Source organism: Bacillus sp. FSL K6-0993 (assembly GCF_037977205.1).
Lineage (GTDB): Bacteria > Bacillota > Bacilli > Bacillales > Bacillaceae > Bacillus > Bacillus subtilis.
In genome coordinates, this window is sequence record NZ_CP150275.1 from 584,046 (window position 1) to 595,583 (window position 11,538).

Consider the following 11,538-nt stretch of genomic DNA (forward strand, 5'->3'; position numbering starts at 1 on the left):
ACGGCACCTCATGAAGTGTTCATTTCTTATTTTTACGCTAAAAGCTTGGAAAGCAGTTCTTGGACCGCATTTGTAACATGTAGGGCTTGATTGGCGGAGCTTGTTTGGCTTAAAGCATTGGATTCAAAAACCAAACCTGTATTATTCCCTCCGGAACCATCTGTCTCTTTAGAAACAGAGAAAGGGCTGATGGAAAATGCAAAACCGTTATTAAAAACGCTGTTTCCGGATATCGAATGAATATAAACTGGGAATTTCATCATTTTTCTCTCCTCTCTGTTATGACTGTTTATACAATATGGTGTGTGAGCAGCAATTGCTTAAACAAACCGGCAAAAACATTCAGTGAGAGACAAAAACCTGCAAAATTCCCCAAGTGCCTTTTGTTAATGCAGTTTTTTAGGGATGTTTTTTTTATTCTTTTTACCAATTTCATCAAAAATATTCTGATTGCTAGACAAATGGGCTTGTCCGTCCTTATTTATGAAATCCGGGTGAATGAGTTTTTTCAGATCCCTGACTGTTAAAGGCTTGGCGTCATCAGTTAATTCTATTCCTAATTGCCCGTTTGCCTCTAATGTCGCAATTTTGACATCTTGTATAGCCGTAACGCCGTGAAGCCGTAGCTGCATTTCAAGCTGATCAGCTGTAAGTCTCATCTTCTTTAGGTTTTCGATATGAAGCTGACCGTTTTCAATAACAATTTTTGCTTTTCCGGTTAACATCTTTTCAATGAAGTTCGATCTCATTTGGATCCATTCCATAACGATGAGTGTTATTGTGAAAATTGCCGCCGCAATTAATGTTTTGAAGAGGCTGTACTCGATGATTGGCTGAACGATAATAGTTCCGATCGAAATCATGACAACCGTTTGAGTTGAAGTCATTTGGGCGATTGATTTTCTTCCTGAAATTCTCAGTAAAATGACTCCGGCTACAATGAGAACAAGAGATTCCCAAGTGAAATTCATGCTACCACCTGACCAATGATGAATTAGATTTGTCATGGGATTGGCTTTCCTTCTGGCCAATCGCAATTTAATATATCCGAAAGGCAGTCGGTTCATTCTGTCCTGAACCGAACAATATTTTTGGTATAGATGGATATATTAAGCCAAACAATGATAGCAGCAGGAGTTTTTTGGCCAAAACAATCTGGGAAGCGGGGAACGCCATAACATGATTGAACTTGAAGTTGTCATTAGAACGGTTGCCAGCTTTGGCTTGCTGTTAATTGCAGAACGGATTTTAGGCAAACAGACAATCTCTCAAATGACGATTTTTGATTTTATTGCGGCGATCACACTAGGGGCGATTGCTGCCGGATTAGCTTACAATACTTCAATAAAACCGCACAATATGGCCATTTCGTTTAGTATTTTTGTGCTAACCATTTTTCTTATTTCGTTCCTGTCGATAAAGAACAGGAAGCTGAGGAAATTTTTTGCCGGAGATCCTACAGTGCTGATTCAAAACGGGAAGATACTTGAATCAAATATGAGGAAAATGCGTTACACACTTGATTATTTAAATCAGCAATTACGGGAAAAAGAAATATTTAATATCGAAGAAGTACTTTTTGCCATTCTTGAAACGAATGGTCAGCTGACTGTGTTAAGAAAACCGCAATTCCGGCATGTGACCAAACAGGATTTAATGATTGCGGTAAACCAAGAACACAGGCTTCCGATAGAGCTTATTATGGACGGAGAAATCATTGAGAATAATTTAAAGCAGAATCGTTTGACGGAATCCTGGCTTTTGGAAGAATTGCGAAAAAGAGACATAAAGGTGAAAGAGACCGTGTACGCAGTGCTGCTGGGTAATGGGGATATTTATGTGGATCAATATAAAGACCATATATCAGCCCCTATGGATAAGGAATGAAGGAACAATCAATCTTAAAGCCCCTTATTGAACGCAATGGTTTCAACTTGTCTTGGGTACGAAATGTGCAGAAGCCCGTTTAACATCTGAAACTGTAATAAATGAAATTCAGTAGCTTCAGGAAGCTGAATCGTCCGCTCAATTTCGCCGTAATACCGTTCACGCTGCACCTCCATTTCGGCAGGAAAAAGAGGGGTGACGGTTCCTTTGATCAGCAGCTGGGTTTTAGATAGTAAGCGGATCGTTAATTCTTCCTCATACAAACCGGGCATTTCCACAATGATAAAATTATATTCTTCATCTTGATAAAAGTCGTAAACGAGAGTATAGGTGTTGGTATTAAAAAATTGTTCCGGGGCTTTATACTTGAGCACATTTGTCCAAAAGTCATTTTGCTTATATTCATTTGTAATCTCAAGCCACTTTCTCATTTTTTCGAGATCCATCTAGGATCCTCCTTAAATTTGGTTTGAAATCGGTGCAGAAGGGTTTCCAATTTGGTCTTGATCACTGATATCAGTATCGAGGTTCCCGGTATTTAAAAGAGAAGAAGAAGGCGAAAAATCCCCTAGAGAAAAGTTTGCCCCAAAGTATTTGCTGTTCGCTGTATGGCTGTTGTGTACGGTTGGACCGACATCAATATTTCCGTTTTGTGTGACGCCGTTCACCTTAATATTTGCGATGTTAATTTGGTATGGCATAGCGAAACTCCTTTTAATCTAAAATTGGTGGTACTGGAAGCTGAGGAGCATTCATAGTGGTATTATCAGAGTTTCCGAGTTCTGTCTGGTCGTTGACATCAGGATCATTTAAGAAGTTTTCCATGATTGATTCTGCAGGTGATGTATCACCGAAAGAGGAGTTGATCCCTTGGGATTTATTATTTGCGGTATGGCTGTTATGCGCGGCTTCACCTATTGTAATTGAACCATTGCCCGAAATACTGTTGATCTTTAAATAATATAGGTTGATTATTGTAGACGGCATCCCATCACACCCTTCCATCATTCTGTACAGTACATTATGCGCCGCTGCACCCAATTGTTCCTTGCATTTGCGGGCAAAACTCTATCTGGCCCCGGAGTGATGCTCGTTAGAAAAAAAGAATAAAGTTTGTCACAGCCTGAATTTCAATCTATTGGCAAATACTTATCAGTGAATGAAAAGCCATTGATACAGTAATCAATGAATTGATTCAGTTATTCGAAATACATGAGACCCTTTAATAAAGGAAGCTGGCAAACAGGATCAGTTTGAAATCATTGACAATGAAGCTAATGCCATGAAATAATACTCGTGAATAACATTACTTGCGAGTATTATTTTTGGGGGTGGTCCTCGTTGAAAAGTAAAAAAGGACGTAAAGGAGAAGAAAGCCGGAAACGGTTACTCAAAGCTGCCGCTAATGAATTTTCGATTCGGGGATTCCATGACGCGAAGGTAAGTGAAATTGTGAAAAAAGCTGGGTTCACACAGCCTTCATTTTACCTGTACTTTCAAAGCAAAGAAGCCATCTTTGCCGAGTTAATCACCGATTTTCACTCTCGAGTCAGAAAGCTGACAGAGTCACTTCTTCTGGAAAACGGATTAAACACGGAGGATGTGTCAAAACGGGTACTGCTAGCTGTAGAGACTGTTTTTCAATTTTTGGCTGAGGACAAGGATTTAACCAAGATCGGCTTTTTTCTCAACCCGGAAGCAAAACAAATGAAAAAAGACTTGGCGATGGTTTTGAAAGAGAACTTAGAAGCAGAACAGCGGCTTGGCTATTTTCACTCTGAACTGGATATGGAAACTGTCGCTGAGTGTTTGGTCGGCATGATTGAACATTTAACCGATTCATTTTTGTTAACCGGAATCAAAGATCCGGCAAGCCTCGCAGCAGAGGTTGTGAATCTTTTAATATACGGGATGCTTCCGAAAGGGAATGACGTAAGATGATATCTATTATTATGAAAGTCAGTTTGGCAGTTTTTATGCTTGCGGGAGGCATCATAAAGGTAAGCCGCGTTCCCTTTCAAGTTGAGCATTGGCGGCATTATCAATATCCATTATGGTTTCTGACTGTTACTGGCATTCTTGAAATAGCCGGGGCACTTGCTATGATCGCGGGAATTTGGAATCGGTATGCAGCGATTGGAGCAGGTTTTCTGTTTGTCGTTCTCATGGCGGGAGCAATTCATGCGCATATGTTTCGAGCAAGACAATCGGTCATCATGGCGATACCAGCGATGATCTGTTTGATTGTTTCTATCATGATCATCATGGGGAGTTACACGTAAGCTTTTCACTAATGTTTAAGAACAAGCCCATTTGCAGGAAATCTCCTTTTCTTATCGAATAATAGAAAGTCCAGGAATTAACTGAATCAGTAAAATAGAGCTCCATTTCTGCGTTATTCGTCCGGCATCAGCTGGGCTTTTTTATAAAGGAGGAATACAGGATGGCATTAACTTTGGAAGACATGACTGAGGAAGAGTTCGAAGCCTTTCGCGGGATGTCCGTGCAAAATTATGCGAAACAAAACATAACGTCAGGAACTTGGACGGAAAAAGAGGCATTTGAGAAATCGGAGCAAGCATATGAGAACATGATTCCGAATGGGCGAGACAGCAGCAATCATTATTTTTGGAACATCACAAATGACCAAGGGGAAAGAATGGGCTGGCTCTGGCTGTATGCTGATCCATTTCATCCGCAAAAGGAAGCGTTTATCTATTCCTTTGGATTGTATGAAGCCTTTCGCGGAAAAGGACTTGCTCAATTGGCGCTTCAAACGCTTGATGAAAGAGCAAGAGAGCTTGGTGCGGAAAGGCTGGCTCTACATGTATTTGCACACAACGAGACAGCCGTCTATCTTTATCAGAAGATGGGTTATGCCATGACCAATATACGTATGCGGAAACAGCTGTGCTGACCCCAGACGCTTACTTAAGCGGTTCTCCAAACACAATATGCCAATGTAAATGTTTAGAGTCCTGGTAAGCTCCTAAGTTGGTGATTACACGGCATGCGCCTTTTTCGTCCGTCACCATGGAAGCGACCTCTTGAATGACACTCATTAATTCAAGAAGTAAGTCATGATCGGACTCTTACAAGGTGATTAACGAAGAGATATGTCTCTTGGAAACAGCCACAATATGAACCGGATAAAAAGGCTTTGTATGATAGTAAGCCAATATGTTATCCGTCTCTATTACCTTATTCACTTTCGTTTTGCCGCTAAATACCTCATCACAGTAAAAGTTTTCAGTCATATGATCCATCTTCATTTTGTTTGTTGGGTTTATCCTTCTACTGTCTTCCGTTATTTCCCTTCTTTTGCATTTGATTTAGGGGAACACTTTTTATCATTTTCAGTTCGTTTTGATGTTTGAAAACAAAATGGTGTCCTATGACGGCAGCAGGCTCTGATCCTTTCCTCCAGTATGGAAATGCCTATCTGGAAGTGGTGACAGGGTACTTTAAGATATAAACAAGGACAACGTGTGTTGTTCTTTTTTTATGTGCATTATTATTGAAATCGTCAACATTTTACGGAGCTTCTCGCCTATAACGATCGAATCAAACTTATTTTCTTCCATTTGGAAGTCTGACTATTGTCAGTTTTTTTGAGTGAAAACATTTAAAAATAAGTGGTTATCATAATTTTTTCGTGGATTTCCAGTTTACAATCTGACTATAGTCAGATAAAGTGAGTGTAACCAATTAAATCGATCAACAGAAAAGGAGAAGAAGCTCATGGAGTTACAGGCGGAAAAAATACATGCTGCAAAAATGTGGTCTATATCATTTATTATTGTCACGCTTTCAAATGCATTTTTATTTATGGTGTTTGAAATGTTATTGCCGACATTGCCTTTGTTTGTAACTGCTATCGGAGGCGGGGCAAAGCAAGTCGGATTGGTTACAGGGATTTTTATGATATCTGCCATTGCCATACGTCCTTTTGCAGGGGTTTTGGCTCAACGATTTAATAAAAAAAATTTACTTATATTTGGAATTGTTATCAGTGCCTGTTCAACCGGTGCATATTATCTGGCGTCAGATGTGAGCGTCCTATTGCTCATTCGCTTAATACATGGTGCCGGTTTTGGATTAGCTACTACTTATTTTGCGACGATTGCCGCGGAGATTATTCCGAAGGAGCGCCGAGGCGAGGGGATTGGCTATTTTGGGGTAGGCGAAACGATTGCTGTTTCGGTTGGGCCTATGATTGGTATCTCAGCACTGGAGCTTTATGATTTTGAGAGGCTTTTTCTAGGCGGGATGTCCATTCTTTTACTGGCAGTGCTTATGGCTGCACTTGTGCGGAGGCGGCCTGAAGCAAAAGACACGGGTGAAAAGGGAAGGATAAAGATAAAGGTGTTAGAAAGACGTGTGCTGTTTCCTTCGTTTCTAATTTTTTTAGTCGGCATTGCTGCATCTGGGATTATGTCCTTCTTTGCGCTCTATGCGATCGAAAAGGGTTTCCGAAGTGTCGGAATGTTTTTCTTTCTGATTGCAGCAGCCAGTTTTTTTATACGTCTTATCTCCGGGAAAATATTTGACCGATTCGGAGCGGCAGCCATCCTTATCCCCGCATCAATATTCTCAATAGCAGGCCTTTCAATATTATATATTGCCCAAACCAATGCAATGTTTTTTACTGCGGCGATATGTTACGGATTTGGGTTCGGCTCAATATTTCCGGCTATCCAGACATGGTGTATCAATCTTGTAGAAGAGCATGAACATGAGGATGCTATGGGGACATTCTTTAATTTTTTTGATATGGGAATTGGCGGAGGATCATTGTTATTAGGTGTGGTGGCAACGATTTATTCTTATCGGGAGCTTTATATCGCTTCTATTTTGGTGTACCTGTTGTTTCTTTTATTATATATTTTATTTATCTGTTCCAAGAGAAAACGGATGAAATAATTTGGGGAGGGCAGAACAGTGACCCGTGAGAATATAAAACGCACAGCCGTTCGCCAATTTAATGAACTTGGCTACGAGGGAGTCAAAATGGCGCATATTGCAAAAGAATTAGGAATTCGGAAACAATCTCTGTCCTACCATTTCTCGTCAAAAAAGGATCTGCTGATGGAAGTATACCCCGAGATTGTTGAAGAAGAAGTAGCGTTTATCAATGATTTTTTTGAATCACGAAAGCATATGCCAGCCAAGAATCTTATATATGATTTTTTAAAAGAAACACAGGTGCGCTTTCATGCTATGCCCAATGTAGCCTTTTTGCAGGCGATGTCGTTTAAGGCTCCTGCTGAAGTAAGTGATTTTATTTCAGCCCAGTACTTGATGTTTCTGCATGCTTTGAAAAGCCGGGTTGCACTTGTTTTTAAAGAATCGGTCATCACCTGTCCGCCCGAGAAGTGTGCGATAGCCTTCATCACTCTTTTTGACGGGCTGAACATTCAGCTGGTTTATGAGAATAAACAATCATTTGAGCGGTCTTTAGAGATTTCCTTCGATATTTTTTGGCGAGGGCTGAAGGCAAAAGCTTGAAAAATACCAAGGGCGAACAGCCCTTGGTATCCCCTACACGCTATTGATCCAGCTCTTTCATTCGTTTCGTAAGCTCATTGAAAGCCTGATCAAGCTCCTTGTACCCTTTATCATTTGGCGTCATAAAACTGAGCTTGCCCAGCACTTCTTGTCTTTCTGTCTCAAGCTTTAATCGAAGCTCCTCCCGCTCATTTCTTTCTGAAGGAGCGTCGTTTAACTGCTTTTCGATGCCGTTGTTTGAGATGACGAGTTTACTGTTTGTTGTTTTTTCGAGAAAGTATCGGTCATGTGAAACCGCCAGCAATGTGCCGCTGTAGTGTGACAGTGTTTCTTCCAGCTGTTCGCGTGAAGGCAGGTCGAGATGGTTTGTCGGCTCATCTAAAATCAGCACGTCTTTTTCCTCCAGCATATATGCCATCAGCTTGATCTTTACACGCTCACCCATACTCATATGCTTGATCGGTTCAGTCCATTGGGCAGCTGTAAAACCTAAGTGTCTCATCAGACTTTGAACGTGCCCTCTTGCTTTGTATGTTTCATGATCAAATAACTCTTCCGGTGTTTGTTCTAAAGGCAAATCAAACACCTCTTGCGTTAAATAGCCGATATTTGCGGACGGCGATACCCATACGCTTCCCTCAGCCGTTTCCTGTCCCAGAATGATTTTCAATAATGTTGTTTTTCCGCTGCCATTGGGTCCTATGATCGCTACCTTTTCGCCGTGCTGAATTGTAAAGTTTGCGTTTTTAAAGAGGGACCTTTCTCCAAACGCTTTTGTTACATTCTGAACTTCTAAAAAACGTTTTCCTGTTTTGTGGGTTGTATCGAATGAGAAGCGGACTGTATATTCTGGGGTAACGGGTTCCGCCTTTGCTTTTTCCAGCTCTTTTTCAAGCCGCTTCTGCTTGGATTTTATCTGGGCATCCGTACGCTTCGCTTTTACCCTGTGATATTCTTTAAACCCTTCCTTTTTCGTCGATTGGGCGTGGGCTTTTTCCGACCAAGAAGCGAGCTCATTCATTTGTGCTTCAATCCGTTCAACCATTTTTTGCTGCTTTTCATATTCACGCTGCTGGGCGAGTCTTTTCTTTTCCCGGAACTTCATATACCCGGAGTAATTCCCTTTGAATTCAATCAGCGTCTGATCCTCAAGCGACCATATTTTTGTTGCGGCTTCGTCTAAAAAATAACGATCGTGAGAAACAAGAATTACAGTGCCTCTATAACTTTTCAGCTGTTGGATGAGAAATTGCAAGCTTTTTTCATCAAGGTGGTTTGTCGGTTCATCTAACAGCAGCAGATCTGCATCCTCTGATAGTCCTTTCGCCAGCCGCGCTTTCAGTTTTTCACCGCCGCTTAACTGTTGGAAATCACGGACGGGCACACGCCATTTCTCCAATAATTTCTTTTCGGCAGGTGTCTGATCCGCAAAGGAATACGCCGCGGTTTCCTGTTCAACCATCGTCATTTTTATATCCTGCCGAAGGATTTGTCCCTGTGCAGGGGCTAAGTCATTGTGAATGAGGTGCAGCAGCGTAGATTTCCCAGCACCGTTTTTGCCGATAATCCCAATGATATCTCCTTGCTGAACACTGGCATTTATGTTTTTAAAAACAGTCAGATCCTTCACTTCATAGCTGACATTTGTTAATGTTACGATCTCTTTCATCCATATCCCTCGCTTTAAAGGGAGAATAAAAAAATCCTCCCAAAATGTGTTGGAAGGATTAGCCGCGCCGTTGCATGATCAAATAAGCTATTTATTTATAAATAGCAGTGTCGTATATATAGAAAATGGGCAGACTAATCCTATTTTTTCTGATTTGAAATATTGATTTCAAACGGTAAAAATAAGATTAGTTAATCATTGTCCACCCATCATCCCTTCTTGTTTGATTACAAATACTATAGCATACCTTCAAATTCAAAAGCAAAGGTCATTTTCATCAAAAAAACTCCTGCTCTCATTTTTAAGGCAGGAGTTTCGAGTCTTATTGATGCTTCGCTTTTCTCACTTTATAAATCACAATCAGCAAAATAAACCAAACCGGTGTGACAAATAAGGAAACACGAGTATCCTGTGCCAGTGCCAGCACAACCAGAACAAACGCCAGGAACGCAAGAATCAGGTAATTTGTAAACGGATAAAGCGGAAGCTTAAACTTGTTTGTTTTCGCTAATTCAGGTCTTGTTTTGCGGTATTTCATATGGCAGATGACCGTAATCCCCCAAATATAGATAAAGCATACGGTTGAAATACTTGTGATCAGGGTGAATACGCCTTCTGGCATAATGTAGTTTAACGTAACACCGATTAAAATCACGATAGCCGAAAAGAATAAAGCATTTCTAGGCACTTTACGCTGAGTCAGTTTCGCCATTGACTCAGGCGCATTGTGATCTTTCGCCAGGGAATAGACCATACGGCTTGTACTGAATACAGCGCTGTTGCATGCTGAAGCAGCGGATGTCAACACAACAAAGTTGATAATACTTGCAGCCCCGACGATGCCAACCGCGACAAATACTTGTACGAATGGGCTTTCGCTGGGATTGATGACATCCCAAGGATAGATGCTCATAATCACGAGAAGAGCCCCGATATAAAAAAGCAGCACACGGACAGGAATATTGTTAATCGCCTTAGGGATTACTTTTTCAGGGTTTTCTGTTTCACCGGCTGTAAGCCCGACAAGCTCAATGCCGACAAAAGCAAACACAACCATCTGGAACGAGAGGATAAACCCGTGCATGCCATTCGGGAACAGGCCTCCGTGGCTCCAGAGGTTTGTGAAGCTGGACACTCCTGAGCTTGTGGAAAAGCCTTTGAAAATCATCACAAGGCCAATGACGATTAACGCCAAAATGGCAATGACTTTAATCAAAGCAAACCAAAATTCTAATTCTCCAAAAAGCTTGACTGTCGCCAGATTCATAATCAGTAAAATAATAAGAGCGATTAAGCCAGGCACCCATTGCGGCACACCCGGGAGCCAATATTGAGTGTAGAGCCCGACTGCTGTCAGATCAGCCATCGCAATGGAAATCCAGCAGAACCAATATGTCCAGCCGGTGATAAATGCTGCCATATCGCCTAGGTAGTCTTGTACAAAATCCACAAAAGAGTGATAGTTCAAGTTTGATAACAGCAGTTCACCCAGCGATCTCATAATTAAAAAGCAAATGATCCCTGTGATCATATAAGCAAATAAAATCGACGGTCCGGCAAAATGAATCGATTTGCCTGAGCCGAGAAATAAGCCTGTCCCAATGGCTCCGCCGATGGCGATGAGCTGGATATGCCTGTTTTTCAAGCCTCTCTGCAACGTTTGCTGATTTATATTGTCTTTCGTCATGTCGTCTGTCACTTTATGTGTTCCTCCATTGAAAATTGTTTATTGAGTCAGCAATCTATTTTTAATGATTATTATAACACTAAAATTTCTATCTTTTTTACTAAAAAAGGATTGATGAAAAGAATTTTAATGTGATTTGGACTATTTCCCGAAAAAAGCGGCTCCATTTAGGGAGCCGCTTTCTTATGCTTTTTCAGTTTTTTTCATAAACAGGTAGAGCCCGTAATCTGTCGGTGCGGATGCGTAGCCTGCCTGCCGCAGCATTGCTGTGATATTGCCGCGGTGGTATGTCCCGTGATTGACAACGTGGGGAATCAGTTCGGAAACAGTTGTTTTCATGATGCCGCTTGAGGGATTTTGAATCTGGAGTGGCTTATTGAGCTGTTCTTTTTGCTGTAAAAATAGTGTAAAGCGCTCGGATAACCTCAGAAAAAGGTCTTCCATTTCCTCTATTTCTTTTGCCTCTGTCTGTTCTTTAAGCTGTTCAGCTAAAGCCAACGCATCGCTCAAGGTTTTGCCGGAAAACACTTCAATCCAGCCGAGATCAGAAAGATAAACATGAGACAATACATGGGATATTGACGGAAACACACTTTGAATTTCTTGATGGTATACCTCTTTTGGAAGCTCTTTTAATCGGTTGAATATTTGTTGATTGGCCCAGACGTTATATTCATACAATTTGAATGCCAAATCTGACATGTTAAAATTCCCCCTTTCGTGTGTATATCTTCCATTATACACGAACATGGGTTCTTATGTAGAGTGCTCGTGAATAAAATCTGTT

General features: G+C 41.1%; 14 protein-coding genes and 1 pseudogene. 6 read left to right on the forward strand and 9 right to left on the reverse strand.

Going from position 1 to position 11,538, the window contains the following annotated elements; translation table 11 throughout:
• Window positions 1-32: 32 nt before the first annotated feature.
• Both MHH79_RS03070 and MHH79_RS03075 read right to left on the reverse strand, forming a co-directional pair.
• The gene (locus tag MHH79_RS03070; RefSeq protein WP_038827548.1) at window positions 33-263 is read right to left on the reverse strand and encodes a spore germination protein; all 231 of its coding nucleotides are present in this window, start codon (window positions 261-263) and stop codon (window positions 33-35) included.
• A gap of 123 nt (window positions 264-386) precedes the next feature.
• Entirely contained in the window at window positions 387-971 is a 585-nt protein-coding gene (locus tag MHH79_RS03075; protein ID WP_063336270.1) for a DUF421 domain-containing protein, read from the reverse strand.
• A gap of 208 nt (window positions 972-1,179) precedes the next feature.
• Between MHH79_RS03075 and MHH79_RS03080 the strand changes: the two genes are divergently transcribed.
• Window positions 1,180-1,887: a DUF421 domain-containing protein gene (locus tag MHH79_RS03080; RefSeq protein WP_063336271.1), complete on the forward strand. Its 708-nt coding sequence runs from the start codon at window positions 1,180-1,182 to the stop codon at window positions 1,885-1,887.
• Window positions 1,888-1,901: 14 nt separating this feature from the next.
• On the opposite strand, the gene cotP is transcribed toward MHH79_RS03080, so the two are convergent.
• The 3 genes from cotP to MHH79_RS03095 are packed head-to-tail and all read right to left on the reverse strand — an operon-like array spanning window position 1,902 to window position 2,874.
• Window positions 1,902-2,333 carry a spore coat protein CotP gene (cotP, locus tag MHH79_RS03085; RefSeq protein WP_063336272.1) on the reverse strand — a complete coding sequence of 144 codons (432 nt, stop codon included), beginning with the start codon at window positions 2,331-2,333 and terminating at the stop codon, window positions 1,902-1,904.
• A gap of 12 nt (window positions 2,334-2,345) precedes the next feature.
• Window positions 2,346-2,588, reverse strand: a complete 243-nt coding sequence (locus tag MHH79_RS03090; protein ID WP_014475957.1) for a spore germination protein — start codon at window positions 2,586-2,588, stop codon at window positions 2,346-2,348.
• A 13-nt stretch (window positions 2,589-2,601) separates the two neighbouring features.
• Entirely contained in the window at window positions 2,602-2,874 is a 273-nt protein-coding gene (locus MHH79_RS03095; protein ID WP_038827544.1) for a spore germination protein, read from the reverse strand.
• A 354-nt stretch (window positions 2,875-3,228) separates the two neighbouring features.
• Between MHH79_RS03095 and MHH79_RS03100 the strand changes: the two genes are divergently transcribed.
• The 3 genes from MHH79_RS03100 (at window position 3,229) to MHH79_RS03110 (ending at window position 4,804) form a co-directional block, all read left to right on the forward strand.
• Window positions 3,229-3,828, forward strand: coding sequence for a TetR/AcrR family transcriptional regulator (locus MHH79_RS03100; protein ID WP_015382890.1), 600 nt, complete (start codon window positions 3,229-3,231; stop codon window positions 3,826-3,828).
• Entirely contained in the window at window positions 3,825-4,169 is a 345-nt protein-coding gene (locus tag MHH79_RS03105; RefSeq protein ID WP_063336273.1) for a DoxX family protein, read from the forward strand. The genes MHH79_RS03100 and MHH79_RS03105 overlap by 4 nt, the downstream gene beginning before the upstream one ends.
• A 161-nt stretch (window positions 4,170-4,330) precedes the next feature.
• Complete coding sequence (locus MHH79_RS03110) at window positions 4,331-4,804, forward strand: GNAT family N-acetyltransferase (RefSeq protein WP_015382892.1); 474 nt, start codon at window positions 4,331-4,333, stop codon at window positions 4,802-4,804.
• A 10-nt stretch (window positions 4,805-4,814) separates the two neighbouring features.
• Here MHH79_RS03110 and MHH79_RS03115 read toward each other — a convergent pair.
• A pseudogene (locus MHH79_RS03115) lies at window positions 4,815-5,159 on the reverse strand (HIT domain-containing protein).
• 469 nt (window positions 5,160-5,628) lie between these two features.
• Between MHH79_RS03115 and MHH79_RS03120 the strand changes: the two are divergent.
• Both MHH79_RS03120 and MHH79_RS03125 read left to right on the forward strand, forming a co-directional pair.
• Window positions 5,629-6,810: an MFS transporter gene (locus tag MHH79_RS03120; RefSeq protein WP_063336274.1), complete on the forward strand. Its 1,182-nt coding sequence runs from the start codon at window positions 5,629-5,631 to the stop codon at window positions 6,808-6,810.
• Between the two features lie 18 nt (window positions 6,811-6,828).
• The gene (locus MHH79_RS03125; RefSeq protein ID WP_047182160.1) at window positions 6,829-7,395 is read left to right on the forward strand and encodes a TetR/AcrR family transcriptional regulator; all 567 of its coding nucleotides are present in this window, start codon (window positions 6,829-6,831) and stop codon (window positions 7,393-7,395) included.
• 40 nt (window positions 7,396-7,435) lie between these two features.
• Here MHH79_RS03125 and vmlR read toward each other — a convergent pair whose 3' ends face one another.
• From vmlR to dinB, 3 genes are all read right to left on the reverse strand, one after another.
• Window positions 7,436-9,064 (reverse strand): ABC-F type ribosomal protection protein VmlR, encoded by a 1,629-nt coding sequence (gene vmlR / locus MHH79_RS03130; RefSeq protein ID WP_063336275.1) that lies wholly within the window; start codon window positions 9,062-9,064, stop codon window positions 7,436-7,438.
• Between the two features lie 322 nt (window positions 9,065-9,386).
• On the reverse strand, window positions 9,387-10,763 hold the full coding sequence (locus MHH79_RS03135; protein WP_014475969.1) for an amino acid permease: 1,377 nt from the start codon (window positions 10,761-10,763) through the stop codon (window positions 9,387-9,389).
• A 171-nt stretch (window positions 10,764-10,934) separates the two neighbouring features.
• Window positions 10,935-11,453, reverse strand: coding sequence for a damage-inducible protein DinB (dinB, locus tag MHH79_RS03140; protein WP_015482874.1), 519 nt, complete (start codon window positions 11,451-11,453; stop codon window positions 10,935-10,937).
• Between the last annotated feature and the right edge of the window lie 85 nt (window positions 11,454-11,538).